This is a genomic window from Sphingobacterium sp. G1-14 (assembly GCF_002196555.1).
Classification (GTDB): domain Bacteria; phylum Bacteroidota; class Bacteroidia; order Sphingobacteriales; family Sphingobacteriaceae; genus Sphingobacterium; species Sphingobacterium siyangense.
Genome location: NZ_CP021381.1, coordinates 4,194,944 through 4,220,507, shown reverse-complemented (window position 1 = coordinate 4,220,507; position 25,564 = coordinate 4,194,944). Strand labels below are relative to the sequence as shown.

The window sequence follows — 25,564 nt, the reverse complement described above, 5'->3', positions numbered from 1 at the left end:
CAAAAAGTGGACTTTTTTTATCTACTGCTTTAACTAGAGCACCCTTTATTTAATGATCCTTTTTATCTTATTGGAACGGGTAATAAGTTTGTGCAATTTATCATAATCTTCTGTGGCAATAGAATCGTGCAGGGATTGAAGCTGCTTGATATGTTCTTCGAGTACTTCGAGTACATTTTCGCGATTTTGCTTGAAAATAGGTGTCCACATATCGGGCGAACTTTTGGCAAGACGTACTGTAGATTCAAATCCCGATCCTGCCAGCTCAAAGATACGTCCCTGAGATTTCTCTTTTTCCAATACCGTTAAGGCGAGGGCGAAAGAGGTTAGGTGAGAGATGTGTGATACATAAGCAGTGTGTACATCATGTTCGTCCGCATTCATAAAACAGCTGCGCATCTCCAATTGGTCGGTGATGGCATCGGCGATCTCGAAAGCATCCTCATCAGTTTTAAATGCTTCGACATAGACCATCATCTTGCCTTTGAATAAGCCCGGTATTGCAGCCTCAGGCCCCGAATACTCGGTGCCGGCCATGGGATGGGCTGCAACGTAACGCCCCCGGTTAGGGTGATCCTTGATTTTGTTGAGAATATTTGTTTTTGTCGATCCCATGTCAATGACGACCTGATCTGTAACCAAATCCAAGATTTGAGGAACAACATGTAAAATAGCATCGACAGGAATTGTGAGCACCAATACTTTACAGCTCTTAATCGCATCTTCTAAGCTTGCTGTTTCGTCAATGAAGCCGATGTGCATCGCTTTATCTAAGTTCTTTTGACTCTTATCTACACCGATAATTTTGTCGCAGAATTTTGTTTCTTTTAGGTGAATGGCAACTGAGCCGCCGATCAAGCCTACGCCTACAATGGCAATGTTCATATGTAAACAATTATATTAAGCGTATTTTTGTTCAAATGTTATACACCGAACGCTTTATACCCTGGTTGTTTGTCGATCAATTATTCTATCGATAATTTCAAAGCAGTTAAGCTGCCCCGATATCGAATGTCTTAGAAATTATCTTTAATGCGCTGGATTGATTCTTTGAGTACCTCTACTGTGGCACAGAGACTGATGCGTATATATTGATCGCCTTTGTCTCCGAAAATTCCACCCGGTGTAATAAATACCCGTGACTTGTCCAAAACAGCATCGCTTAGCGCATAACCATCCTTGTATTTTTCAGGGATGCGTGCCCATACAAACAGACCTACTTGGTCCTTTTGATAAGAACAGTCCAGCAAATCCATAATTTCATACACCTGTTGACGTCTTTCAGCATAAATTTTGTTTAGATCAGCATACCAGGAGGCATCAAGTTGTAAGGCTTTTGCCGCAGCCAGCTGAACAGGTAAAAACATACCTGAATCCATGTTGCTTTTGAAACGGAGTACTTGGTTTATACGTTCTTCGGCACCCACGAGCACACCAATTCGCCATCCCGCCATATTGGAAGACTTGCTCAGCGAATTCAACTCAATGGCTACATCTTTCGCGCCAGGGATACTCATAATGCTTCTTGGCGTATCTGTCAAAATAAAGCTATACGGATTATCGTGGCAAATCAGGATATTATGCTCTTTGGCAAATTGAATCAGCTCTTGATAAAATGCATCGGGTGCCGAGGCACCTGTTGGCATATGAGGATAGTTTATCCACATCAGTTTAACCTTTGACAAGTCTTGTTTTCTGAGCTCATTTAGATCAATAAGCCAATTTTTCTCTTGTGTAAGATTATAGGTAATTGCTTCAGCACCACTCAATCTCACTGCAGCAGCATAAGCTGGATAGCCAGGATTGGGTATAAGTGCTTGGTCTCCTTCCTGAAGATAGGTCATACAGATGTGTACAATACCCTCTTTTGACCCTATTAAGGGTAATATTTCTGTATTGGGATTAAAAGTCGCGTTATAATAACGTTGATACCAATCTGCAACGGCTTGTCGTAGGGCGGGAGCGCCTTTATAATTTTGATAGCCATGCACATTTGGAAGTTGGGCATTCGTATTTAATGTCTCGATCACCTCCGGGTGTGGGGGCAAGTCTGGACTTCCAATTCCTAGGTTGATTACACGCGCACCCTGTTTGTTTAACTCATCTATTTCTCTTAATTTTTTGGAGAAATAATATTCTTCAGTATGCTGCAATCTTTTGGCAACGTCTATTTGCATTTTATTTTAATAAATTTGGTATTTGAATAAGGCTAAATTAGGGAATTATCTATTAAAAGGAGATTTTTTTATCGATTTTTCAAGCTGAACAAGCTGAATGCTTTAGTCTTGAGATGCAACAATTTTATAGTCCCTTACCAGGATATGCGCTTTTCTTGATTAATTTGTTATTTTTGTTCAATTTCCTCGTCAAAAATCTGAAAGTTAGAGGAGAGACCGACGAATGACTTTTCGTATAAAGGTAATTTGTCTTAGTTCAAAATAAATGAAAACATATTTTAGGCTCTTATCGTTTGCTAAACCCATTGAGAAATTTGCAATCCCATATGTAATTTTCACGTTGATCACGGTTATTTTTAGCACATTGAATTTAGCGTTGCTAGCTCCATTACTCCATACACTTTTTAACGTTGGTAAAGAGACCGCCGAGGTCGTAAAACCAGAAGCTTATACAGACATTCTCGCGTGGTTTAATTACTACGCCAGTGTTGCTAATAGCCAGTTTGGAGCCTATGGTGCATTGAAATACGTCTGTATTGTTATTGTGATCTCCGTATTTATCAGTAATCTATTTCGTTATTTCTGTCAGCGTATTATGGAGAATTTTCGCATTCATACCCTGCTTAAATTGCGCAGAGCAGTGTTTGATAATGTGATGGATCTGCATGTTGGCTATTTTACGGGGCAACGAAAAGGAGATATTGTTTCTAAAGTCGCGTCAGATGTGCAGGTAGTTCAGTATTCTGTTACAGGGACATTACAGGTGGTTTTTAAGGAGCCTCTGCAATTGATCGCTTATATCGTGATGCTTTTTAATATCTCTGCAAAATTGACTTTTTTCTCCCTCTTGGTTATTCCAGTCTCTGCATTTTTTATCGCAAGAATCGTTAAGAATCTTAAAAGTCAGGCGCATGCAGCACAGGAGTCGTATGGAAATATGATTTCCTATTTGGACGAAGCATTATCGGGGATTAAAATTATCAAAGCCTTCAATGCGGTCTCCTTTATTAAGAACAGATTTCATAATGAGAACGAACGTTATGCAAATATCGGCCGTGATATGGCTAAAAGACAACAGTTAAGCTCGCCTGTTTCTGAGCTACTAGGTGTCATTATGGTCGCAATTATTCTTTTATATGGCGGTCATTTGGTGCTTTCAGGTGACAAGGGGTTAACTGCACCGGAATTTATCGCCTATATCGCTATTTTTTCACAGGTGATGCGTCCGGCAAAAGCGTTGACAGATTCTTTTAGCGGTATTCATAATGGTCTTGCTGCGGGCGAACGCGTATTGGAACTCATCGATGAACGGACGGAAGTGAAAGATCGCGCCGACGCGAAGCTTGTGAAAAGCTTTGAGAAGAATATCGTATTTAACCAGGTCAATTTTTCGTATAGCAAAGATAAAGAGATTCTCCAGAACATCGATTTGACTATAGAAAAAGGGAAGGTCGTTGCATTGGTAGGGCCATCAGGTGGAGGGAAATCAACTTTGGTTGATTTGATCCCGAGATTTATGGACGTCACTGGAGGGCAAATTTTGTTTGATGGTACTGATTTACGGGATTTAAACCAGGATTCTTTACGGGACATGATCGGTGTCGTCAATCAGGAGTCTATTTTGTTTAATGATACGATTTTCAATAATATAGCATTTGCTAATCTTTCTGCCAGCCAGGAAGAGGTTGAAGCCGCTGCACGGATTGCCAATGCGCATGAATTTATTTTGAAAACTGAACATGGTTATCAGACCAACATTGGTGATCGGGGCGGTAAATTATCGGGTGGCCAACGCCAGCGGATCTGTATCGCACGGGCTGTCTTAAAAAATCCACCGATCATGCTTCTTGATGAGGCGACTTCTGCGCTAGATACCGAATCTGAAAAATTGGTACAGGACTCCTTATATAAATTAATGGACAATAGAACAACAGTTGTCATTGCCCACCGCTTAAGTACCATTCAGAATGCGGATATAATTGTAGTTATTGAAGCCGGAAAGATTGTAGAAGTAGGTAGCCATAGTGAGCTGATACAACGTGAAGGATTATACCGCAAATTAATCGAAATGCAACAATTTACAGATTAGCTTTCTTTTCTAAGAGGTTTGTCAAATTAGTTGTTATCACATTTTTTATTATAACTTTTGTTGCCTTTTCGGTACATTTGATTTAAGATAGGAGATACATTTAATGAACGCAATAGATAAATTGAATTTCTTGATTAACGACAAAAACTTAGCTGTCGAGTTGAGAGATATAGCGGAGAAAGTTTTGCGAGAGGAGCGTATCACTTTTGAGGAAGGAGTGCTTTTATATGAAAAAGGTGAGCTAGGCTATCTTGGTGTGCTTGCTAACTATATTCGTGAGAAACGCCATGGAGATCATACTTTTTTCAATCGTAATTTTCACATTGAGCCGACTAATGTTTGTGTCTATGACTGTAAGTTCTGTTCGTATTCCCGCTTAATAAAAGAACGGGCAGAAGGTTGGGAGATGGAAGTTGATGGCATGATGGATATTGTCAAAAAATATGACAATGAGGCTGTTACTGAGGTTCATATCACTGGAGGGGTTGTTCCTAAACAAAACCTCGAATTTTATGCCGATTTCTTTCGCAAATGTAAGGCGCATCGCCCCGAGTTGCATATTAAAGGACTTACACCTGTAGAGTATTACTATATTTTTAAGAAGGCAAAATTAAGCCATTATGATGGCCTGAAGTATTTGCAATCTTGCGGCTTGGATTCTATGCCAGGTGGGGGAGCAGAAATTTTTCATCCAGAGGTCAGAGAACAGATTGCACATGATAAATGTACCGCCGAACAATGGTTGGATATTCATGAGCAAGCGCATAAGCTGGGAATGCATACCAATGCAACGATGCTGTACGGTCATATTGAGCAGTTTTGGCATCGTGTAGATCACATGGAGCGCTTGAGACAGCTGCAGGATAAGACTGGCGGTTTTCAGACCTTTATTCCTTTGAAATTTAGAAATAAGGAGAACCAAATGTCCCATATTCCTGAGGTATCCGTTATCGAAGACCTAAGGAATTATGCGATCGCTCGAATTTACATGGATAATTTTGATCATATTAAAGCGTATTGGGCAATGATATCGAGAGATACGGCCCAGTTGTCCTTGGCTTTTGGGGTGGATGATATCGATGGAACACTGGATGATACGACAAAAATATACAGCATGGCGGGAGCAGAAGAGCAAAAACCGGGGATGACCACACAAGAGGTTGTCGAGCTGATAAAAAATGTTGGACGCCATCCGATAGAAAGAGATACCCTCTACAATGTGGTGACCGATTATAATGATTTTGTTTTTGATCAAGGTGATCAAAAGAAAAGCTATTATGCATTACCTGTTGTCAATTCATAATCATATCACACGTTGAAAAAGACATTTTATTTTATACGACACGGACAGACTGATCTAAATTTAAAAGGTATTGTGCAGGGACGGGGTGTTAATTCTCCCCTTAACAAGATGGGCATAGCTCAAGCTCAGGCTTTCTTTGATCACTATAAGACAGTGCCTTTTGATAAGATATATACCTCCACTTTATTGCGTACGCATCAAACTGTACAAGGATTTCTTGATTTGGATTTACCTTGGGAACAGCTTGTTGGTTTGGATGAAATAAGCTGGGGAGTTTATGAAGGAAAAGAACAAACACCAGAGTTGCTAACTGGTTTTGAAAAATTGGTCGCAGCATGGCGCAATGGAGAATTGGATGTCAGTATTGAAAACGGAGAGTCTCCTCATGAATTGATGGCTCGTCAACAAGTCGCCTTGGATCATATGCTTGCTCAGGCAGATGAAAAAAACATATTAGTCTGTATGCACGGTCGTGCTTTACGGATTATGCTTTGTCTAATGACTGGTGTTGATGCCCGTTATATGGATGATTTCCCGCATACAAATACTGCTTTATATAAATTGCTGTATGATAATGGTCAATTTGAGATTGTGGACCATTACAATACTGCACACTTAGAAGCATTGATAAATGAATAAAATTAGAGTTTCTGCCGTATCGTATACCAATACTTATCCATTTTTGAATGGAATACGTAAATCGAAAGTGATGGAGCAAATCGACTTGAGCGTTGATTATCCAAGTGCCTGTGCACAGAAAGTAATCGATGATCAAGCTGATATCGGTATTATACCGACAGCTGCCTTATTAAGTCTTCCCGAGTATTATATTAATACCGATTTTTGTATCGGCACAGAAGGTGCTGTTGATTCTGTCTTTATTTTTGCCAATAAGCCTATTGAAGAGGTAAAAACTTTACGTTTGGATAAGCAATCGCGCACGTCAAATGGTTTAGCACGTGTATTGATTAAAAATTATTGGAAAAAGGATGTAGAATTGGTCACTGATGAATCTATAGAGCCAGATGCCTATGTTTTAATTGGGGATCGTACGTTCGGTAAGAAGAATGCAGTACCCTATGTTTATGATTTGGGGGAAGAGTGGTTTAACTTCACCGGATTACCTTTCGCTTTTGCTTTATGGGTAAGTAACAAAAAACTTCCCGACTCTTTTGTGGAACAATTTAATGAAGCTTTAGCATATGGTGTTGAACATGCAACCGATGTGATAGCCGGTCTTCCAGAATTTGAGGGCTTTGATTATACCAAATATCTGACGCAGCATCTTAATTTCCATTTGACAGATAAGAAACGCGAAGCTGTGCAGTTGTATCTCCAGTATTTAAAAGAACTGGATTAACCTGGGGCGCTTGACCTGAACAGGAACCATGACATACCCTGAAAAATTTTAAATCAGAATCGGCAGGTAAGCCTTACACGGCATTGTGAAGGCTTACCTGCCGATTGATTCCCCGGGTGCACTACACCCCTGATAAATTCCCTTTATTTATTGCTTTTGTTTATAACGACTTCGGTAAGGCGTATAACTCCGATTACACCATGTTTGGAATTAAAAGGGTGACAGCACCCTTTTTACAGGGTATTAACAAGGGGTTAATAGGGGTACACCCCTGTTAACCCCCTGTTATACCCCTGCTAACCCCCTGTAATACCCCTGTTAGAGTCAAACATGGTATTAACCAAAAATTAATCAGGTTCCTATAAAAAAAACCACTCATTGAGTGTTTTTTTTATCGGCTTATTTTAACGACAATGCAGGTCCCCTTATGCATTGGAATCACAGTTTGATGATGGATCCGACCTTCGCCACCGAAATAGGTGAGGAGGATCTCTTGACGCGCTAATAACTAGGTACGTCCAATTTTTACTTTACGCCCTTTGATTTTTTGCCCACTAGCCTTATTGATAATAACGGAAGCAAGCTTTCTTTTAACGGCAACATAAGCTACCTTATCTTTCACTTCTATTATACCGATGTCGTCTTTTTCAACACCTTCCAAATGCAGGAGAAAACCTACGATGTCAATTTTATTGACTTTATCTTTTCGTCCAGCACTGATATAAAGTGTGGCGAAAGGTGAATTTTCCGGAAGATCATAGTATTCGGGAAATTCCTCTTCAGGTATTTCCTCCGCTATATAGGGATAGGCTTCTTCAGGCTTTAAGATGACATAGACATCACCCTTTGCCTGCATACGCGCAGTACGTCCATTGCGATGAATAAAGCCATCTTCTTTATGCGGTAGCTGGTAATGAATAATGGCATCAACTTCGGGGATATCCAGCCCTCTTGCAGCCAAATCGGTCGTGATCAAAACATTGTTGGAATGATTACGGAATTTGAGAAGCGCCAGCTCACGATCTTGCTGTTCAAGTCCGCCATGAAAGGTGTCGTGAATAATATTGCGATTGTCCAGCAATTCGCTGATGTGATCTACTGCATCGCGATGATTACAGAAAATAATCATTTTTTTCGTCCCGATCTTGCAGATGAGTTTTAGCAATGCCTCCAATTTCTTTTGAACAGGAGCAACGACCTTTTTTATTGTAATGCGGGGTATGTTTTGGGAGTTATTCAGAAAATCAACAAGAATAGGCTCCTTTATCTGTGTAAATGGCGGGATTACATCCATCATCGTTGCAGAAGTCAATATCCGTGATCTGATGGCCGGTATATGTCGAATAATGAAATCCATTTGATGCTGAAATCCCAGTTCCAACGATTTATCAAATTCATCTAACACAAGGGTATGGACACTGGTCGGATCAAAATTTCCTTCTTCGATATGTTGTTTTATACGTCCTGGAGTTCCGATAATAATTGCGGGAGCATCCTTGAATTCATTTTTTTCGATACGGGTACTATGACCGCCATAGGCACAGGTGACTTTGTGACCTGTGGCCACCTTGCGTAGCACTTGCTCTATCTGTAAGGCAAGTTCGCGGGTCGGCACTAAAATCAGTACTTGAACCTCCTGAACGATGTTCTTCAATTGCGCTAAAATGAGCAATGAAAAGGCCAAGGTTTTGCCAGATCCTGTGGGTGAAAGTAAGATGAAATCATGGTCTTTTTGATACGATTCCACTACTTTTTCTTGCATCTCATTTAAGGATGAAATGCCTAATTTATTTAAAATAGCTTGTAGCTGCATTTGACAAAAATACAAAATACCGCTATCTTGAAAGGAACAAACTAGAATGAAAATTTTTTAGGCATTTTATACCTAAAAAAACAAGGTAATCGGTCTATAAAAGATGATTACCTTGCGCTGATTTGTATCGATATACTGGAAAATGCGGTATAGTTACCGTGTTATTAATTCTTAATAAGTATTGTTTTATAAAATATCAATACCTTCTTGTCTTAGCGTTTCTTTTTTGTCCTCTTCCCAGATACTGACTTGGACTTCTCCAATATGTTGTTTCTTGAGCATAAACATACAGACACGTGATTGTCCGATCCCACCGCCCATAGATTCCGGTAATTGATCATTAAGAAGCATGCTATGGAAAGTCAGTTTGGATTTTTCAGTACAATTTCTGATTTCCATTTGATGTGCCAAGGCTGTTTTATCGACACGGATTCCCATGGAAGAAAGTTCAAACGCTGAATTTAAGATCGGGTTCCATACGAGAATATCGCCGTTCAATCCTTTGTGGCCTGCCTCATTGGCAGTACTCCAGTCGTCGTAGTCGGCTGCGCGTCCATCGTGTGCAACACCATTGCTCAGTGCCCCTCCGATACCATATAAAAACACAGCTCCATATTCTTTTGTGATTGTATTTTCACGTTCCTTTGCACTTAGATTAGGATATTTTTGCAGTAGTTCTTCAGCCGAAATGAATGTAATGGTTTCTGGAAGAATCGCTTTTACCTGTGGATACTTGCTTTCAACCTGTTGTTCTGTAAATCGTAATGCATCGTAAATTTTTAATACGGTTTCTTTCAGTAAGGCCAAATTACGTTGATCTTTATCGATTACTTTTTCCCAGTCCCATTGGTCTACATAGATCGAGTGAATAGGGGTGTAATCTTCATCAGGACGCAGTGCTTTCATGTCTGTCACGATGCCTTCCCCAGGTAACATTTCAAGCTCTTTTAAACGGACTCTTTTCCATTTTGCCAATGAATGTACCACGACAGCTCTTTTTTCATTCAATGATTTAATCGGAAACGATACCGGACGCTCAATTCCATTTAAGTCATCGTTTAATCCTGTGCCGTCTAAAACCACCAATGGTGATGAGATCGGAATTAAATTTAATGCTTTCTTTAGTTGTTGGACAAATGTATCTTTAACGAAGCTGATAGCAACTTCGGTATTTAAAAGTTTTCTTCCCTCCATATGAGTCAAATGAAATACCATGCATGGATTGATACGCATGGTTTTATTTTTTATTCAGTTATTTCATACAAAAGTATGAAAATATCACTGGTTAATCTGTTTGGTTGTGATTTTTAATATTTATCCATTAAAAAGTTGAAAAAATAAAAAAATTCTAACAAAATGAAGGTAGGTCAATATTTAATTATAAAACTAATAATTTGTTGGTGCAACTAAAAGTGTTTGGTTACTTACCAAAAGAGCCCTGAAATATTTCAGGGCTCTTTTGTTTATGGTGGATCGATTGATTGATTAAACGGAGAAGCTTTCGCCACACGCACAGGTCCGGCTCGCATTCGGGTTGTGGAATTCAAAACCCTTTCCGTTCAAACCATCGGAATAATCCAATTCTGTACCTGCTAGATATAAAAATGATTTTATATCCAAACAGACTTTCACGCCTTTATCTTCGAAAAATTGATCACCTTTTTTTTCTTCGTTATCGAAGTTCAGCTTATAACTCAAGCCCGAACAACCGCCACTTTCCACAGCAACACGCACAAAGTAATTGCTGTCATATTGCTCATCCTTCATGATTTCCTCGATACGAGTTTTTGCTTTGTCAGTAACTGTAATCATAGTAATATCCTTTGTATGACACAAAGATACATACAATCTTGTTATATTTCGTCTCCTATAAAGTTTTTAGAATGTCATAAATTAATCGATCAGGCCAGCTTTGAAAAGTTGCCAGATAGGGGATTGATCGCGGATTTTTTGAACCGCTGCTGTGATCAATTGGGCACATTGTATAATATCCTCTTGAGTCGTAAATATGCTTAAGCTAAAGCGAATAGCCGATAATGCATCTTCTTTGGAGATACCCATAGCCATTAAAACATGGGAAGGTTCCCTGGATCCGGTCACACAGGCCGAGCCCGAGGAAAGGGCTAATGTGGGACAGGTAGTCATTATTTCGCTGGCCAGGATATGTTTAAAACTAATGTAACTGGTGTTTGGTAGGCGGGGTGCATTTTTTCCATGAATGATGATTTCAGGAATCTCACTTAAAATTTCTTCCAATAGATTGCGGTTTCGTTCGACCGAATTATAAACTGCTGGTTTGATCAGAGACATGGCTTTTCCAAAGCCGACGATAGCTGGCACGTTGTATGTTCCGCCTCTAAATCCGCTTTCCTGACCACCCCCCATAATTAATGGGCTAATCTGAATCGGTTTTGATTTTCGACGAATGTATAATGCGCCGATTCCCTTTGGGCCATGAAGTTTATGTGCACTCAGACATAAGAGGTCGATAGGGATTTTTTGTAGATCAATGTCGATTTTTCCAACAGCCTGGGTTGCATCACAGAAGAACAAGATATCTTTCTCTGTACAAATCGTAGCAATTTGTGCCAGCGATGCACATACCCCTGTCTCGTTATTTGCGGCCATGATGCAAACGAGTATGGTCTGTGCAGTCATCGCATTTTTCAAATCGTCTATATTGATCATTCCTTGCGCATCGACAGGGAGATAGGTGATCTGAGCTCCTTTTTTCGTCAATTGTTCACAGCAACTTAGGACAGCCTTGTGTTCTGTTGAAACGGTGATAATGTGATTACCCTTGGATTGGTATTTGTCAAATATGCCACAGATTACGGTATTAATACTTTCTGTTGCACCTGAATTGAAAAATAGTTCTTTCGGTGAGCAATTCAGCACTTCAGCTATTTGTCCTCTAGCAAGTTGGATGGCAGCATTGGCTTCGCGTCCCATTTGGTGATAGACACTCGATGCGTTCGCATAATTTTGGATGAAATAGGGAGTCATGGTATTCCATACTTCATCCAAAATTCGAGTTGTAGCGTTGTTGTCCAAATAAATGATATCCTTCATCAGGATAAAGATAAGGATAATGAAGGTTATGCTGAAGCCTTCACATCAACTTCCTTTTTTTTGACATTCGGATCATATCGTAAGCCTGGTGTTAACCAATACATCAGTATGATACGGGAATAGCGGTAGTTGAATGGCGACATTAAAACAACGCTCATGATCGCAACTGTTGCATAGAGTATAAAAGAAGAATCATTGCCTGTCAGGATATAGGTTGCCATACAGGCCGTAACCATTTCGGCGATGGAGAACGCATAGGTAACATACATGGCACCATAAAAATAACCTGGCTCACGTTCGTAACGAAGTCCACAGTATTCGCAATGGCTATTCATTTTTTGAACTTTCAGACCGTATGCAGGCCCTTGGTACACATGGCCGATTCTACATCTTGGACATTTTGCTTGCCATGCGGCTTTAAATTCAGATAATTCGTATTTAACCTCTTCCATAGTTATAGTTGTTTTCTGAACTCTTCTGGTGTGAGCCCAGCGGATTTTTTGAAAAATTTAGTAAAGTATGAGTTGTCCTTAAATTGCAGCTCATCTGCAATTTCGGTAATATTTAAATTTCTATTGACCAGGAGCCGCTTCGCTTCAAGGACAATGCGGTTCCGGATGATCTCTCCTGCAGATTGCCCAATATAGGATTTACAGATCGCGTTGAGATGATTGGGGGTTATGAATAACTGATCCGCATAAATACTGGGCAGCTTGGTTAATTTAAACTGCTGCTCAACCAATTGCTGAAAGCTATTAAATATTTTATGATTGTAGGGGTTGCCTCTTTCGAGATGCTCCTTCTCTGTAGCAATCGAAATATATAATATAAACTGCAGTAAAAGTGTACGGATATAGTCTTCCGGTAATCGTTCAGCTTTTGCAGATAGGATTTGATCGAGAATAGCAGTCGCCTGGGGTCGATATTGTTCAGCTAACACAAATATCAGATGTTCAATTTTACCCTGTAAAAAGCTAAAGCGCTCCAGGTAATCGGTACGTAAAAGAAAAGATTGAAAGTAATCAACCGAAAAATTGACAACATAACCTGCTTCATCACCTGTAAAATTCCAGGTATGTACCTGACCCGGAACCATAAAATAGATCTGATAAGGCGCTATCTTATAATGATTAAAATCAATGATGTGCTCTCCGGACCCCTTGGTGAAAAGGACGAAATGAAAAAAATTATGCTTATGTGGGAACACCATATCCTGATGTTTGATGATATATTCTTTCAGATCATCAATATGAATCGTTGTGTTATTGTTGAGATCAATACTACAACTATCAATGATAGGTATGGTGTTTTTTCTATTCATATTACAAAATTAGGGTAAATATTCTTTTATAAGTGGTGTTTATTTGCTGTTTTGTGGTATTTTTCAATGATTTTGATCTTTTGATAGGTAGTGGACGATGTTGGAACAATCCTTGCGTCTAAATTTTTAAAATATATTAATAAATGGAAAGTAATTTGAATAGCCTAGAAACGAGATTTGGGCGTTTGACAGACATTGTGATTGAGTCTATTCCGGGGATTATAGGGGGGATTATCCTATTGATTCTCGGTAAATATGTGATTGGTTTTGTGGACCGATTATTACATAAACGTTTTGAAAAGAAAAATGTGGATCCTTCGATCCGGGCTTTTATCTCTAGCATCGTCAAGATTGTCATGTGGGTGATGTTGCTTCTTACTGTAGCCAGCCAGATTGGGATTCAGACAACCTCGTTTATTGCAGCGTTGTCTGCTTTTGGATTGGCTGTTGGTATGGCGCTTCAGGGCAGCTTGAGCAATTTTGCTGGCGGAGTGCTCATATTGATGTTTAGGCCTTTTGAAGTAGGAGATTCCATATCGAGTGCAAATGGTACTGCAGGCACGGTAGAAAGGATTGATATCTTGTATTCCACTTTAATAGGGGATGATGGGGTACGTGTTTTTAGCCCTAATGGACCCTTAGCTAATTCGGTTATCAAAAATTATACGAAAATTGTGCAACGGATGTTTGAATATACCATCAGTATCTCTTATGATAAAAACGTGAAAGAAGCGAAAGATATCATATTAAGGGTTCTCCGTTCGAATGAGAATGTGTTGACAAGTCCGGAGCCAACTGTTTTCATCAAAGAATTGGGGGACAGTGCCATGGTTTTGACCGTTCGTGCCTGGACGAAAAGAGAGCACTATGTCGCTGCTCGAAACTCGATGCAGGAAAAGATTATGTTGGAGCTGGAAAGGAACGATATTAGTTTATCTTCCAATCCGACGCAGATTAGCATTGTTTCAAATTCAAGTGACCAAGGAACTGCAAAAGCTTAGTCCTGGTCCGTTTCCAATGCATGTATAAGGACAAAGTACCTGTAGGCAATGATAGCCTGCTGGTACTTTTTTAATTTTAACGGATCCATCTTACCGTATTTTGGTAAGATGGCTTTATTTAAGCTATTTAAAAGCTGAAAAAATCTTCGTTTCATTGATATACTTCTTTATTGATAATTTGTGGCATTTTTTCGCCTTTGATTGCTGTCAGTAAGTTGCTGGCGGCCATCAATGCCATATTATCCCTTGTTTCTACGGTGGCAGAGCCGATGTGCGGCAGGATACAAACATTTTCCATCGTTAAGAGTGGGTTTTTTGGATCCATCGGCTCCGGGTCTGTTACGTCAAGCCCGGCTCCCCATAATTGGCCAGTCTGCAGGGCTTCTGTTAGATCCAATTCATTGACCAATCCGCCCCTAGCCGTATTCACTAATATAGCGGAGTTTTTCATGCGCGTGAACGTATTTTTGTCAAACCTGTTTTTAGTCTCCGCAGTCAAAGCTGCATGGATTGAAAGTACATCGCTCCGCGTGAGCAGATCGTCGAAATTAACATATCGTGCGCCAAGAATTTGTTCAGCTTCCTCATTACGGCTCCGATTGTAATAGATAATTTCCATGTTATACGCTGCTTTGGCTTTTCTGGCGAATTCAAAGCCAATTCGTCCCAGTCCATAGATGCCCAGTGTTTTGTTATTGAGCTCGATGCCTAGGTTTGCCGTGGGATCAAAACCTTTCCATTCGCCCTGCAAAATTCTTTTGTGGTTGAAAAATGCTTTCCGCGATACCGATAGCATCAAGAGGAAAGCAACGTCTGCTGTTGCTCCCGAAAGGATGCCCGGTGTATTGCTTACGGGGATTCCATGCTGTGTAGCGGCTGAGATATCCACATTGTCATAGCCGACGCTCATGAGAGATAGGGCTTTTAGGTTGGGGCAGTTTTGGAAAAAATTAGCATCAAACTTTTGCATCCCACCGTTAAGGACGTAGTCGGCCTGTTGGCTAGCTTTGATAAGCTCCGTTTCGGATAGGGGGGTGCTTGAATCGTGTATAGAAATGTCGTGCCCTGCAGATTTTAATAGATCTATGCCTTTTTGTGGAATTTTTTTAGTGATAAATATCTTCATGTAAATAGATGCTGTTTAGTTTGTTGTTGGTTGATTCCTCTGAATCCATTTGTTTTGTCCTATCTTCAAAATTAATGATCACTCATCGCTATTACAACAAAAAAAGCCATATTGTTGTTTCAATATGGCTCATTATTCCTTGTTTTTTGAACTTTACTTTTTACGGAGTAGGTAATCCAAGATAGCTTTACCCGTGTCATCGGTAGAGATGGCTGAATTGGACAAGATGACTACGCCACTTTTTTTGTCGGGCGATAAGGCTAGATAGGAGCTGCTTCCAGCAGTTCCGCCATTGTGCCAATAAACCGTTAGGTCGTCAATCAAATTCATATGCCATGCGAGTCCGAGGTCTGTGTCTGGGGGGAGAAAAAATGTAAATAACCGGGTATTTGCCATCGCATTTTCCAATGGAGTCTGCGGCATCTTAAATTGCGCATTCGCAAATTTAAGCAGATCCTCCAGAGTCGATTTTAATCCACCAGCGGGACCGAAAGCGTCAAACGACCAAGGAATTACTTCTTGGCCTTCTTTGTTGTATACTTTAAAAGTATCTTTTCTCTTAGGGTCTAATACTTGAAAGGTATTACTCATTTCAAGTGGTTTACAGATGATATCTTTTACAAGCTGATCATAACTTTTTTTATAGATACTGCATATAATGTCTCCTAATACGGCGTAACCAAGGTTGCTGTACTCATATTCTTCACCTTGATTTTTTTTATTTTTAAAGCTTGCGAGGTAATTATAAAGTGCTTTTTTGTCGTATGTTTTGTAGGGGTCGTTTTCGTTAAATCCTTTGACTTTGTCAAGATTGTCAGGAAGCCTAGGTAAGCCAGAGGTATGATTGGCCAGCATTTGAAACGTTATTTTCGAAAGTTCTCCATTTTTCTTGAGTGTATCAGGGAGAAATAGCGCGATAGGCTGATCTAACGTTATCGTTCCTTCTTCGACAAGATTTGACAAAAGTATAGCCGTAAAAACTTTGCTCAGTGAACCGATCTCATAAATAGACGTTTTTGTAGGCGGAGTTTGGTTGCCTTTGGCCGTCTCGCCATAGAAATAGGTTTTGGTTTGTCCATTTTTTAGAATGCCAATGGCAAGTGATTGCGTATTTTGTTGTTTCAAATAGGCATTTGCAACCGAATCGACAAAAAGGTCGTCGTTATCGACAGATTTCTGTGTAGCAGGTACCACAATAGTTTTTTCCACTTGAGGTTTTGTTGCTAAAGGACTGAACTTTAATGTGTTGAATTTTAGGGTAGTATCCGTCGCAAAAAGAACCTCATACGATCTGCTGTCGAAGTCCATCTGATAAGTTGCAAGCCCTTTTTCAAATTCTTGTATCGTTGAGCTTTTTACTCTTCCTAAGGGATAGAGCTCCTGCAGTACTTGGGTGAATTTGGCTAGGCTAATTTGCTGTTTGAAAGAATCACTGGCCAAATTATAGGCGGAGTCTGTCATCTGGGAATTGATAAAAAATTCCAGCCTATTGTAAACTCCTCTGTTGATCTGTTCCGCAGGATTCGTTTGGGCAAAGGAGTAAGAAGAGATGCCCAGCAATACTATTGTAATTAAATGTTTCATAACTATTGATGGGCACAAATCTACGGAATGTTTAAATTCCAATCAATTGTTTTAATCGTGCATAGCCTGATTTACTGATATTGAGCTTTTCGCCCGATGTCAGTGCAGCAATATAAGAGTCTTTTTCATAAGGTTCCAATTTAGCCAACTGATCCACTTTGATGATAAAAGAACGGTGGATGCGGACAAATTGATTTGGATCCAAAGATTTTTCAAAAAAGGACATGGTTTTGTTCTTGAGGTACATGCCATCTTTGGTATGAATCTTAACATAGTCATCGTAGGATTCAAGATATTTGACGGTATCAATTGGAATAATTTTGATCTGGGTGCCTGTTTTTACAACAATACGGTCAATTTTTGTTTCGTCTTGCGCTGTAAGGACTTCGTAGTTTGGCTGTACCTTTTTCTCCGGAGCTGAGAAGTTAGCCCTAAATTTTTCCAAGGCTTTTTTGAAGCGCGTAGGTGATACCGGTTTTAACAGGTAATCCAATGCGTTCTTCTCAAAAGCTTTTAAGGCGTACTCATCAAAAGCCGTCGTAAAGATGACAGCTGGTGGATTGTCTATCAGTTCCAGCATTTCAAAACCCGTTAATTTGGGCATTTGTACGTCCAGAAAAATTAAATCAGGTTCATGGGTATGAATAGCCTTAACGCCTTCAAAACCATCGCCACATTCGGCAACGACCGATACATCGGCCTCATTTTTTAAGTAACCGGCAATAATGGAGCGTGCCAAGGGTTCATCATCGATAATAACGACTTTAATCATATTGAGGTATTTTTAGGGTACTGATAAATATATTGTCCAGAATCTGAGTTTCAAGGAGATCATTTCTTCCATAGAGGAGGTACAATCGGCGTTGAATGCTCGAAAGCCCAAATCCAGTGCCTTTTTTCGGTTTTGATTGCTCTTCAGTATCGAATGGATTGGTGATTTGGATCATTAATTGACCTTCATTCGACTGGCATTTTATTTTAATTTCTACTTGATCCGTTACATTATATAATCCGTGTTTAATTGCATTTTCTACCAGTGGCTGAATAATCATGGCTGGTAATTTATTGTTGAAAATTTCTTCTGAGGAAGAGATGGATGTATTTAGTCGATGACCGAAGCGTACTTTTTCAATATCAAGATAAAGTTGAAGGTGATCAAGCTCTTCTTCAAGTGTGATAATTTGATTATTTTCTTTCCTTAATGTTCCTCTTAAAAAGTCCGATAACTGGAATGTCATGTTTCGGGCTTCATCCGGATTGGCGCCAATAAGTGCTATAATGGAGTTAAGGCTATTGAATAGGAAATGCGGCTGTAACTGTTGTCTTAAATTATACAGTTCGGCTTCCCGAAGTAAATTTTCGGATTCCTGTTTCCGCTTGATATTGTTGATGTTGTCTTCCTGAATATTCCAAACGATATTGATAATGGCAACAGAAGTCAAAATAAGGAAGTTAACGATACCCCGATAGGGTAAGGTTAAATCCAGCAATGGGGTAAAGGTCGATTCGATAAAGTAACTCATCAAAAATCGGCTTAATGCGATGCTTATTGCGCCCATGATTAATCCGATGATGAGTACCTTCCAAATCTCCCGGGGTTGCGGGGTGTAGAAATTGAGTGCTGATGACATGCCATAACAGCAAAACATCATCACCACACTGTTTATAAATGAATCTTTGAATGCGAGTTGTTGGTCAAAACCAGAACGAAGCATCAATAAATATTGTAACGCGAGATATCCGATAAATACGGATATACATATAATGCCAATTAAACGACTTTTAACACTGAGGAACAGTTTGTTTTTCATCTATTAAGCATTTTTTATGGTTAAATTGCCTAAAATACAGGTCCCTGTAATGTATATTTTCTTATCCGTATCAGGATTATAAATTGTTTGAAAGCGGCGGTCATCAACAGATCCTAAGACCGATGCCACGTTGCTAAATACCGTCCAATGTGGAGGAATGATAATACGTGCGCTACCAAACAATTGGAATGTATCGATCACAATGGGTTGTTGAATATCCGCTTTTGTTAAATCCAGTTCTACACTCCCAAATACATTGGTCAAGTTGCCACCTCTAAAATTTTTGGAATAGATTACCTTCTTTTGACCTGCAAAAATACTGTTCAAGTTGAGGTTATCTTCAAATGACTGTTGAAAAGGATCTTTGTCGCCAAAAGCCTGCTGATTAGGCGAGGCTTGTTGGCTTGATCCATATTGTTCGTTGAAAGGTTTTGATTCCTGATCAGCGGTACTACCGTCTATAGGTACTTCTGTGGGTACATGGACTCGCTTATCCCAGTCGTAAGAGCCTTGCGGCGGATTAGGGTAAGTTGGGGGAACCATCGGAGGTTTCCTTTTGCTCATGATAAAGTAAATACCGAGCGAAATGATGATGATCGGGACGGTTACGGAACCAAAATCTGTGCGCATCATTCTTGAGATCAGGCTTGCTCCACCTATGATCAACAAGATAATTGCCGATTTTTTCTGAAATTGGGAATTTATACCGATGACCAATCCAATGATGATTAATATCGTTTGCCAGCCAAATAACCAATCCGGAAACCAGCTTCCTAAATTGAGGTTATTCAATAATAAGAATATACCTACGATGATCACAATCGCTCCTACAATATTGCGGCTATTATTGCTGTTTGGTATGATGGGTTCTTTTTCCATAATGTTTTTACTATTTATGACTCAAAGATAGAGGCACAAATATATTCTACATATTTGCTTTAGGTAATACAACTTATATTTTCGGTAAATGTAATGATTTCGTCGGTAAAAAATCTTGTTGTTTATTTTTTATCTCGGCTATAAATAGAAGTGAACTGCCATTTTTACGCGTAATTGTCTTTTTTTTTAATATTATTTGGTGTATTAAAATGAATTATTATATATTTATCAAAGATTAAGATTACTTTAAACTTAAATAACAACCAATGGGAGATTTTGAAAACAAAGAACGTGAAGAAGTTTTTTCAAAAAAGGTGAGAGCAGGTAAGCGTACTTATTTTTTTGATGTAAAAGCAACTCGATCGAACGATTACTACATTACTATCACAGAAAGCAAGAAGCGCTTTGAGGATGGCCAGTTTATTAAGCATAAGATTTTCTTATATAAAGAAGATTTTGAGAAATTCGCTGATGGTTTGACGGATGTGGTTAATTACATCAAGTCTAATCAGGAAGTAATCGAGAAACGTTATGAGCCTAACTTTGACGATGCATACGCTGAGGAAGCGGATGTTCGGTCAAAAGATGATTTTTCGTTCTAGTATCCGTACAACGAAATCTTAATGAAAAAAAGAAATAAAAGCCACTGTTGTGGCTTTTTTTATTGTTTTATATCCGATGCTGCACTTGACGACCAAGGTGATGGTTATAACGGTATATTTCGCAGGAAATCATTTAGCACCGCATTGAATTTTTCGGGTTCCTCGAGATTCGGCAGGTGCCCGGATTCTTCAAACTCCATATAGCGGACGTCGGGTATATTTTCGATCAGGATATTTGTTTGCTCTTCGCTCATCAACTTGTCGTGTTTACCTTTTATGATCAGTGTTGGAATAATAATTGTCTTCAACGAATGGGTTGTATCTGTTCGCGAAGCAAGAGCGAGTTGTGTCGCGCAAATGCTGGCGACTTCATTTCTGCGAATACAGCTTTTGATGAGTTCAACAGCTTCGGGGTTTTCACGGATTGTTTTATCGTGAAACACGTTTGCGATAAAGCCAATGGCAAATGGTCTTCTGCCATATTTTAATAAAGCCTGAATGGAATCAAAACGCTTTTGTTTGCCTTTGTTGTCGTCGGAAAGGGAATTCGTGTCGCAGAGGATAAGTCCTTTGAGCTGTTGTCCGATCAGTTCATACGTCCTGAGGGCGATGTAGCCACCCATAGAGATTCCACAAAGGATGACATGATTGAGGTCGAGTTTACGAATAAACTCCACAAGATCTTTGGCAAAAACATCGACGGAGAAAAAGCCATGTCCATTGGTACTTAGGCCATGTCCTCGAACATCAATGGCGATGCCTGTATAATCTTCGTCGAGTTGCAGGAGTTGTTGTTTCCAGGTGTTTTTGTTGAAGGGAAAACCATGGATGAAAATGACTGTTTTCGGAGAGGGGTATAATTTGCTTGGGCGAATATAGTAGGAGATGCTGATATCTCCGATGCGAATTTTACTGAGTTTTAATTCTCTTTTGCTCATGAATGCTAACATTTGTCCGTGTCTGAAAAAAAAAGTTGATATTTTAAATATAATATTATCAACGAGATAAAAGAAATGTTGTTGTATAAAGTTTAAAAAAGAGAAAAAATGTTTGTTAAATCGATAAATATAACGATATTTGCATCACCAAAACGGAAAAGGATAACGGATTTGTTTTGGTTGCCTAGCGCTCCTAGCTCAATTGGATAGAGCATCTGACTACGAATCAGAAGGTTAGGGGTTCGACTCCCTTGGTGCGCACAAATACAGTTTTTGTATTGTTAAAAGAGGCATTCCTAGCTCAATTGGATAGAGCGTCTGACTACGGATCAGAAGGTTAGGGGTTCGACTCCCTTGGAGTGCACAGATAAAAGCCAGTCAATTTGATTGGCTTTTTGTTTTTAGAAGAATTGTTGCAAGGCAGTCGATGGAAGGAGGGAACTTCTTTTTGAAAAAAAATTTGTAAAAAAACGAATTCTGACTATATTTGCGTCACCAAAACACATGGGACAGAGTTCTAAACGTAATGGTTTATTGCGCTCCTAGCTCAATTGGATAGAGCATCTGACTACGGATCAGAAGGTTAGGGGTTCGACTCCCTTGGAGCGCACAACTGAAAAGCCTAGTCATCATCTGTGATTAGGCTTTTATTTTTTAACTCGTTTTAATTTCTTAAATAAAACTATGCTAAACCTTGTAATATTTGGCCCTCCGGGTGCAGGTAAGGGAACCCAATCTGCAAAGCTTATTGAAAAATATCAATTGGTTCATGTTTCAACTGGTGATATTTTTAGAGCACATATTAAAGGTCAAACGCCACTTGGTCAACAAGTGAGCCAGATTATTGCTGAGGGAAATTTAGTGCCAGATTCGATTACGATAGCAATGCTGGAAGAGGAAGTAAAGAAAAATCCGGATGCAAAAGGATTTATTTTTGATGGATTTCCTCGTACTGTTGCGCAAGCTGAGGCGTTGGATACTTTTTTAGAAGGTATCAATACGTCAATCTCAGTAGTAATCGCACTGGATGTGAATGAGGATGAATTGAAAGCACGCATCGCTAAACGTAAGGAAATTTCTGGTCGTGCGGATGATGATGCTGATAAATTGGTGAAGCGTATTGATGAATATTTCACAAAGACGATTCATGTGTTGCCGTATTATGAGGCACAAGGTAAACTTTCTAAAGTGAATGGTATCGGTGATATCGATTCTATTTTTAAAAGTTTAACAGATATCATCGATAATTATTAATTAAGATAAGTACTTTTTAGACTGTAATAAATTGTAATGGCGCAAGGTTCGAATTTTGTTGATTATGTGAAAGTGTGTTGTCGTTCTGGACATGGTGGGGCAGGTTCGGCTCATTTGCACCGTGACAAGCACACAGCTACCGGTGGACCCGATGGTGGTGACGGCGGTCGTGGAGGGCATATTATACTGAAAGGAACGACTAATCTCTGGACGTTACTCCATTTAAAATATCGTAAGCATATTATTGCGTCAAACGGTGAGTCTGGCGGCAGTTCTTTGCGTACTGGGGCAACTGGACGTGATGAGATCTTGGAAGTGCCATTGGGTACGATTGCGAAGGATGCAGAGACGGGAGAGGTATTGTTCGATATCACAGAAGACGGTGAAACCAGAATATTGGTTCCGGGAGGAAAAGGTGGTTTGGGCAACTGGCATTTTAAGTCGCCAACGCAGCAGACACCGCGGTTTTCGCAACCTGGACTTCCAGGTAAAGAGCAGTGGATGATTCTCGAATTGAAGGTTCTTGCTGATGTTGGACTGGTTGGATTCCCGAATGCTGGTAAATCAACGTTGTTGTCAGTCGTCTCGGCTGCGAAACCAGAAATCGCAAATTATCCCTTTACAACACTGGTACCTAATTTGGGTATGGTGAGCTACCGGGATAACCGTTCCTTTGTTATGGCCGATATTCCGGGTATTATCGAAGGTGCTTCAGAAGGAAAGGGATTAGGGTACCGTTTCTTGCGGCATATTGAACGAAATTCAGTTTTGCTGTTTATGGTGCCTGCCGATACCGATCGGACGATCCGTGAGGAGTACGCAATCTTATTGAATGAACTGACTGCGTATAATCCAGAATTGGCAGATAAACCCAAATTGCTGGCTATTACCAAGTCTGATATGCTCGATGAGGAACTGGAGAAGGAAATGGAGCAGGAGCTACCGGAAGATGTACCCTATATTTTCATTTCTTCGGTGACAGGTAAAAATATATTGCCATTGAAAGATATGATCTGGAAAGCAATCAACTCCTAAAGGTTGAATATATAAATAGAAAAGGCGCTCCACACCGTGAAGCGCCTTTTCTGTTTCTATTAAATGCTATATGTTGCTAAAAAAAGAACATTTTATAAGTTTTTTTGTTAATTTCATACTATTATTTTATCCCGGATGGAAGGCTGGTTTTTAGCCCCATTACCAAATTAAATCTAAATGAAAACAGAAGACGAAAAGTATTGCGTAGAATGCGGCAAGTTGATCAATATCAAGGCCGAGGTTTGCCCCTATTGTGGTGTAAGACAACCTATATTTTATGCCAACCAACCCTTTCAGCAACAAAATAACACGTTTCAGGATGATAGATGGTTGCCGGCATTGTTATTTTGCTTTTTTCTAGGCCCTTTTGGAGCGCATCGGTTCTATTTGGGGCAAATTGGTACTGCCGTTATTCAGCTGCTTACCTTAGGCGGTTGTGGTATCTGGTATTTAATTGATTTGATTATGATTCTTGTCGGAAAATATAAGGATGCAGATGGCAACTATATTAAGAGTCCTATAAACAATAATTAATGATTTATATCCTACTGAAATACCTTAAATATCATTGGATCTATTCGTTGGTATTGGGGTATTTCGGGGTTGCTATAGGCTTATATCTTTTCTCGGATATCCATATTCTTGTTCCTTGCCTTTGGAAGGCTGCAAGTGGCTATGATTGTCCGGGATGTGGTCTTACTACCGCTTTGATTGCTTTGTTGCGCTTGGAGTTTCGAGAAGCCTGGCTAGAGAATCCATTGATTTATATGCTTGTTCCGCTATTGACAGGTCTGATTTTGAGAGACTTTGCAACGTTTTGGAGGAAGGAATTAGTTGAAGAATAAAAAAACAAAAAATGTTTTCACTTTTAAGTGATATGTCGTAACTTTGTCTCCCGTGAAAATTAAAGTAGAGTCTTTATTGGTAGGTGCCTTAGGAAACGGTTTGTCAATCGTGATGATGCATTGTTAATTGATATTTAGCCCATTTGAGGGCTTTTTTTATATCCAATCAAGAACGCTTTAAAATTCATAAAAGTAAGGATACACATTTTATAATATTACATCGATAATGACCAACTACAGCAAATTGCCTGCAATTTTAGTTTTAGAAGATGGTACAGTTTATCACGGTAAAGCCGCTGGTAAAATTGGTACGACTACTGGGGAAATCTGTTTCAACACAGGAACAACTGGTTATCAAGAGATTTTCACAGATCCATCTTATTTTGGACAAATCATGGTAACCACCAATGCTCATATTGGTAACTATGGTATTGATGAGGATGATACCGAATCAAATCAAATTCAGATTGCGGGACTAGTTTGTAAGAACTACAACATCAACTATAGCCGTAAAATGGCTGATGAATCTATCCAAAGCTACTTTGAAGAGGGTAATTTAGTTGGTATTTCTGATGTGGATACCCGTTCATTGGTGCGACATATCCGTGATAAAGGTGCGATGAATGCGATTATTTCTTCAGAAACATTGGATGTTGAGGAATTAAAGCGTCAATTGGCTGAAGTTCCTTCAATGGATGGACTTGAGCTGTCTTCAAAAGTAACAACAGCTGAGCCTTATTTCTTCGGTAATGAAAATGCTTCGTTACGTGTAGCGGTTTTGGACTTGGGTATCAAGAAAAATATCTTGCGCAATTTTGAGGCTCGTGATGTATATACAAAGGTTTTTCCTGCGAAAACAACATTTGAGGAAATGGAGAAATGGAATCCGGATGGTTATTTCATTTCCAATGGTCCTGGCGATCCAGCACCGATGGATTATGCAATCGATACGGTAAAAGCTATTTTGAATGCAAATAAACCGATGTTTGGTATTTGTTTAGGTCACCAGATCTTAGCATTGGCAAATGGTATCCGCACAAGCAAATTGCATAACGGACACCGTGGTATCAATCACCCGGTGAAGAATATTATCGCTAATCGTTGTGAAATCACTTCGCAGAACCACGGTTTTGGGGTTGTGGCTGAAGATATCCAAAATTCTGAAAACGTCGAAATTACACACGTTAATTTGAACGATCAGTCTATTGAAGGTATCCGTATCAAAGGACAGAAAGCATTTTCGGTGCAATATCACCCAGAATCATCACCGGGTCCACATGACTCGCGCTATTTGTTTGATGATTTTGTAGCGATGATCAAAAACTAAATTGTACAATATTATATAAAAAACCCT

The 25,564-nt window shown here is 39.5% G+C and carries 26 protein-coding genes and 3 tRNA genes; 14 read left to right on the top strand and 15 right to left on the bottom strand.

Annotation, left to right across the window (positions count from 1 at the left end; translation table 11 throughout):
- Window positions 1–45 precede the first annotated feature (45 nt).
- Together CBM24_RS18335 and CBM24_RS18330 are read right to left on the bottom strand one after the other, a co-directional pair.
- Window positions 46–885, bottom strand: a complete 840-nt coding sequence (locus tag CBM24_RS18335; protein WP_088162241.1) for a prephenate dehydrogenase — start codon at window positions 883–885, stop codon at window positions 46–48.
- 131 nt (window positions 886–1,016) lie between these two features.
- Entirely contained in the window at window positions 1,017–2,177 is a 1,161-nt protein-coding gene (locus CBM24_RS18330) for a pyridoxal phosphate-dependent aminotransferase (RefSeq protein WP_075993418.1), read from the bottom strand.
- A gap of 265 nt (window positions 2,178–2,442) precedes the next feature.
- Between CBM24_RS18330 and CBM24_RS18325 the strand changes: the two genes are divergently transcribed.
- The 4 genes from CBM24_RS18325 to CBM24_RS18310 all read left to right on the top strand — a co-directional run bounded on the left by CBM24_RS18325 (window position 2,443) and on the right by CBM24_RS18310 (window position 6,929).
- Window positions 2,443–4,266: an ABC transporter ATP-binding protein gene (locus tag CBM24_RS18325; RefSeq protein WP_088162240.1), complete on the top strand. Its 1,824-nt coding sequence runs from the start codon at window positions 2,443–2,445 to the stop codon at window positions 4,264–4,266.
- A gap of 103 nt (window positions 4,267–4,369) precedes the next feature.
- On the top strand, window positions 4,370–5,569 hold the full coding sequence (mqnE, locus tag CBM24_RS18320) for an aminofutalosine synthase MqnE (RefSeq protein ID WP_088162239.1): 1,200 nt from the start codon (window positions 4,370–4,372) through the stop codon (window positions 5,567–5,569).
- Between the two features lie 12 nt (window positions 5,570–5,581).
- Window positions 5,582–6,208: a histidine phosphatase family protein gene (locus CBM24_RS18315; protein ID WP_088162238.1), complete on the top strand. Its 627-nt coding sequence runs from the start codon at window positions 5,582–5,584 to the stop codon at window positions 6,206–6,208.
- Window positions 6,201–6,929 carry a menaquinone biosynthetic enzyme MqnA/MqnD family protein gene (locus CBM24_RS18310; protein WP_088162237.1) on the top strand — a complete coding sequence of 243 codons (729 nt, stop codon included), beginning with the start codon at window positions 6,201–6,203 and terminating at the stop codon, window positions 6,927–6,929. Before CBM24_RS18315 ends, CBM24_RS18310 begins: the two co-directional genes overlap by 8 nt.
- Before the next feature lie 508 nt (window positions 6,930–7,437).
- Here CBM24_RS18310 and CBM24_RS18305 read toward each other — a convergent pair.
- The 6 genes from CBM24_RS18305 to CBM24_RS18280 all read right to left on the bottom strand — a co-directional run bounded on the left by CBM24_RS18305 (window position 7,438) and on the right by CBM24_RS18280 (window position 13,135).
- Window positions 7,438–8,691 carry a DEAD/DEAH box helicase gene (locus CBM24_RS18305; protein ID WP_232475563.1) on the bottom strand — a complete coding sequence of 418 codons (1,254 nt, stop codon included), beginning with the start codon at window positions 8,689–8,691 and terminating at the stop codon, window positions 7,438–7,440.
- A 237-nt stretch (window positions 8,692–8,928) separates the two neighbouring features.
- Complete coding sequence (gene asnA / locus CBM24_RS18300) at window positions 8,929–9,975, bottom strand: aspartate--ammonia ligase (RefSeq protein ID WP_232475562.1); 1,047 nt, start codon at window positions 9,973–9,975, stop codon at window positions 8,929–8,931.
- A gap of 252 nt (window positions 9,976–10,227) precedes the next feature.
- Entirely contained in the window at window positions 10,228–10,554 is a 327-nt protein-coding gene (locus tag CBM24_RS18295; protein ID WP_046675441.1) for a HesB/IscA family protein, read from the bottom strand.
- 81 nt (window positions 10,555–10,635) lie between these two features.
- Entirely contained in the window at window positions 10,636–11,814 is a 1,179-nt protein-coding gene (locus tag CBM24_RS18290) for a cysteine desulfurase family protein (RefSeq protein WP_232475561.1), read from the bottom strand.
- 26 nt (window positions 11,815–11,840) lie between these two features.
- Window positions 11,841–12,266, bottom strand: a complete 426-nt coding sequence (locus CBM24_RS18285; protein WP_046675442.1) for a DUF983 domain-containing protein — start codon at window positions 12,264–12,266, stop codon at window positions 11,841–11,843.
- Window positions 12,267–12,268: 2 nt separating this feature from the next.
- On the bottom strand, window positions 12,269–13,135 hold the full coding sequence (locus CBM24_RS18280) for a helix-turn-helix domain-containing protein (RefSeq protein ID WP_088162235.1): 867 nt from the start codon (window positions 13,133–13,135) through the stop codon (window positions 12,269–12,271).
- Between the two features lie 143 nt (window positions 13,136–13,278).
- Here CBM24_RS18280 and CBM24_RS18275 point away from each other — a divergent pair, with 143 nt between their 5' ends.
- Entirely contained in the window at window positions 13,279–14,136 is an 858-nt protein-coding gene (locus tag CBM24_RS18275) for a mechanosensitive ion channel family protein (protein ID WP_088162234.1), read from the top strand.
- Here the strand turns inward: CBM24_RS18275 and CBM24_RS27585 are convergent.
- The 6 genes from CBM24_RS27585 to CBM24_RS18250 form a co-directional block, all read right to left on the bottom strand.
- Window positions 14,133–14,291, bottom strand: a complete 159-nt coding sequence (locus tag CBM24_RS27585) for a hypothetical protein (RefSeq protein WP_167450500.1) — start codon at window positions 14,289–14,291, stop codon at window positions 14,133–14,135. The genes CBM24_RS18275 and CBM24_RS27585 overlap by 4 nt on opposite strands.
- Window positions 14,288–15,262, bottom strand: coding sequence for a 2-hydroxyacid dehydrogenase (locus CBM24_RS18270; RefSeq protein ID WP_088162233.1), 975 nt, complete (start codon window positions 15,260–15,262; stop codon window positions 14,288–14,290). The genes CBM24_RS27585 and CBM24_RS18270 overlap by 4 nt, the downstream gene beginning before the upstream one ends.
- 153 nt (window positions 15,263–15,415) lie before the next feature.
- On the bottom strand, window positions 15,416–16,846 hold the full coding sequence (locus CBM24_RS18265; protein ID WP_088162232.1) for a serine hydrolase domain-containing protein: 1,431 nt from the start codon (window positions 16,844–16,846) through the stop codon (window positions 15,416–15,418).
- 31 nt (window positions 16,847–16,877) lie between these two features.
- The gene (locus CBM24_RS18260) at window positions 16,878–17,618 is read right to left on the bottom strand and encodes a LytR/AlgR family response regulator transcription factor (RefSeq protein WP_075993408.1); all 741 of its coding nucleotides are present in this window, start codon (window positions 17,616–17,618) and stop codon (window positions 16,878–16,880) included.
- On the bottom strand, window positions 17,611–18,657 hold the full coding sequence (locus tag CBM24_RS18255) for a sensor histidine kinase (RefSeq protein ID WP_088162231.1): 1,047 nt from the start codon (window positions 18,655–18,657) through the stop codon (window positions 17,611–17,613). The genes CBM24_RS18260 and CBM24_RS18255 overlap by 8 nt, the downstream gene beginning before the upstream one ends.
- A 3-nt stretch (window positions 18,658–18,660) precedes the next feature.
- Window positions 18,661–19,536 carry a LiaF transmembrane domain-containing protein gene (locus tag CBM24_RS18250; protein ID WP_232475560.1) on the bottom strand — a complete coding sequence of 292 codons (876 nt, stop codon included), beginning with the start codon at window positions 19,534–19,536 and terminating at the stop codon, window positions 18,661–18,663.
- A 266-nt stretch (window positions 19,537–19,802) separates the two neighbouring features.
- Here CBM24_RS18250 and CBM24_RS18245 point away from each other — a divergent pair, with 266 nt between their 5' ends.
- Window positions 19,803–20,138 carry a DUF3276 family protein gene (locus tag CBM24_RS18245; protein ID WP_075993406.1) on the top strand — a complete coding sequence of 112 codons (336 nt, stop codon included), beginning with the start codon at window positions 19,803–19,805 and terminating at the stop codon, window positions 20,136–20,138.
- Between the two features lie 104 nt (window positions 20,139–20,242).
- Here CBM24_RS18245 and CBM24_RS18240 read toward each other — a convergent pair whose 3' ends face one another.
- Window positions 20,243–21,076, bottom strand: a complete 834-nt coding sequence (locus tag CBM24_RS18240) for an alpha/beta fold hydrolase (protein WP_088163631.1) — start codon at window positions 21,074–21,076, stop codon at window positions 20,243–20,245.
- A 187-nt stretch (window positions 21,077–21,263) separates the two neighbouring features.
- Between CBM24_RS18240 and CBM24_RS18235 the strand changes: the two genes are divergently transcribed.
- The 8 genes from CBM24_RS18235 to carA all read left to right on the top strand — a co-directional run bounded on the left by CBM24_RS18235 (window position 21,264) and on the right by carA (window position 25,537).
- Window positions 21,264–21,337 (top strand) — tRNA-Arg (locus CBM24_RS18235).
- A 29-nt stretch (window positions 21,338–21,366) separates the two neighbouring features.
- Window positions 21,367–21,440, top strand: a tRNA-Arg gene (locus CBM24_RS18230).
- 172 nt (window positions 21,441–21,612) lie between these two features.
- A tRNA-Arg gene (locus tag CBM24_RS18225) sits at window positions 21,613–21,686 on the top strand.
- 74 nt (window positions 21,687–21,760) lie between these two features.
- Window positions 21,761–22,330 (top strand): adenylate kinase, encoded by a 570-nt coding sequence (locus tag CBM24_RS18220; RefSeq protein WP_088162230.1) that lies wholly within the window; start codon window positions 21,761–21,763, stop codon window positions 22,328–22,330.
- Between the two features lie 36 nt (window positions 22,331–22,366).
- Window positions 22,367–23,365 (top strand): GTPase ObgE, encoded by a 999-nt coding sequence (gene obgE, locus CBM24_RS18215; RefSeq protein ID WP_046675449.1) that lies wholly within the window; start codon window positions 22,367–22,369, stop codon window positions 23,363–23,365.
- 177 nt (window positions 23,366–23,542) lie between these two features.
- On the top strand, window positions 23,543–23,899 hold the full coding sequence (locus tag CBM24_RS18210; protein ID WP_088162229.1) for an NINE protein: 357 nt from the start codon (window positions 23,543–23,545) through the stop codon (window positions 23,897–23,899).
- Window positions 23,899–24,210 carry a DUF2752 domain-containing protein gene (locus tag CBM24_RS18205; RefSeq protein WP_088162228.1) on the top strand — a complete coding sequence of 104 codons (312 nt, stop codon included), beginning with the start codon at window positions 23,899–23,901 and terminating at the stop codon, window positions 24,208–24,210. Before CBM24_RS18210 ends, CBM24_RS18205 begins: the two co-directional genes overlap by 1 nt.
- 226 nt (window positions 24,211–24,436) lie before the next feature.
- Window positions 24,437–25,537, top strand: a complete 1,101-nt coding sequence (gene carA, locus CBM24_RS18200) for a glutamine-hydrolyzing carbamoyl-phosphate synthase small subunit (protein WP_075993402.1) — start codon at window positions 24,437–24,439, stop codon at window positions 25,535–25,537.
- Window positions 25,538–25,564: the final 27 nt, after the last annotated feature.

Coding starts and splice junctions, on each gene's coding strand:
- CBM24_RS18335 (WP_088162241.1), bottom strand. CDS start 885: ATGAACATTGCCATTGTAGGCGTAGGCTTGATCGGCGGCTCAGTTGCC.
- CBM24_RS18330 (WP_075993418.1), bottom strand. CDS start 2,177: ATGCAAATAGACGTTGCCAAAAGATTGCAGCATACTGAAGAATATTAT.
- CBM24_RS18325 (WP_088162240.1), top strand. CDS start 2,443: ATGAAAACATATTTTAGGCTCTTATCGTTTGCTAAACCCATTGAGAAA.
- mqnE (WP_088162239.1), top strand. CDS start 4,370: ATGAACGCAATAGATAAATTGAATTTCTTGATTAACGACAAAAACTTA.
- CBM24_RS18310 (WP_088162237.1), top strand. CDS start 6,201: ATGAATAAAATTAGAGTTTCTGCCGTATCGTATACCAATACTTATCCA.
- CBM24_RS18305 (WP_232475563.1), bottom strand. CDS start 8,691: ATGCAAGAAAAAGTAGTGGAATCGTATCAAAAAGACCATGATTTCATC.
- asnA (WP_232475562.1), bottom strand. CDS start 9,975: ATGCGTATCAATCCATGCATGGTATTTCATTTGACTCATATGGAGGGA.
- CBM24_RS18295 (WP_046675441.1), bottom strand. CDS start 10,554: ATGATTACAGTTACTGACAAAGCAAAAACTCGTATCGAGGAAATCATG.
- CBM24_RS18290 (WP_232475561.1), bottom strand. CDS start 11,814: ATGAAGGATATCATTTATTTGGACAACAACGCTACAACTCGAATTTTG.
- CBM24_RS18285 (WP_046675442.1), bottom strand. CDS start 12,266: ATGGAAGAGGTTAAATACGAATTATCTGAATTTAAAGCCGCATGGCAA.
- CBM24_RS18280 (WP_088162235.1), bottom strand. CDS start 13,135: ATGAATAGAAAAAACACCATACCTATCATTGATAGTTGTAGTATTGAT.
- CBM24_RS18275 (WP_088162234.1), top strand. CDS start 13,279: ATGGAAAGTAATTTGAATAGCCTAGAAACGAGATTTGGGCGTTTGACA.
- CBM24_RS27585 (WP_167450500.1), bottom strand. CDS start 14,291: ATGAAACGAAGATTTTTTCAGCTTTTAAATAGCTTAAATAAAGCCATC.
- CBM24_RS18270 (WP_088162233.1), bottom strand. CDS start 15,262: ATGAAGATATTTATCACTAAAAAAATTCCACAAAAAGGCATAGATCTA.
- CBM24_RS18265 (WP_088162232.1), bottom strand. CDS start 16,846: ATGAAACATTTAATTACAATAGTATTGCTGGGCATCTCTTCTTACTCC.
- CBM24_RS18260 (WP_075993408.1), bottom strand. CDS start 17,618: ATGATTAAAGTCGTTATTATCGATGATGAACCCTTGGCACGCTCCATT.
- CBM24_RS18255 (WP_088162231.1), bottom strand. CDS start 18,657: ATGAAAAACAAACTGTTCCTCAGTGTTAAAAGTCGTTTAATTGGCATT.
- CBM24_RS18250 (WP_232475560.1), bottom strand. CDS start 19,536: ATGGAAAAAGAACCCATCATACCAAACAGCAATAATAGCCGCAATATT.
- CBM24_RS18245 (WP_075993406.1), top strand. CDS start 19,803: ATGGGAGATTTTGAAAACAAAGAACGTGAAGAAGTTTTTTCAAAAAAG.
- CBM24_RS18240 (WP_088163631.1), bottom strand. CDS start 21,076: ATGAGCAAAAGAGAATTAAAACTCAGTAAAATTCGCATCGGAGATATC.
- CBM24_RS18220 (WP_088162230.1), top strand. CDS start 21,761: ATGCTAAACCTTGTAATATTTGGCCCTCCGGGTGCAGGTAAGGGAACC.
- obgE (WP_046675449.1), top strand. CDS start 22,367: ATGGCGCAAGGTTCGAATTTTGTTGATTATGTGAAAGTGTGTTGTCGT.
- CBM24_RS18210 (WP_088162229.1), top strand. CDS start 23,543: ATGAAAACAGAAGACGAAAAGTATTGCGTAGAATGCGGCAAGTTGATC.
- CBM24_RS18205 (WP_088162228.1), top strand. CDS start 23,899: ATGATTTATATCCTACTGAAATACCTTAAATATCATTGGATCTATTCG.
- carA (WP_075993402.1), top strand. CDS start 24,437: ATGACCAACTACAGCAAATTGCCTGCAATTTTAGTTTTAGAAGATGGT.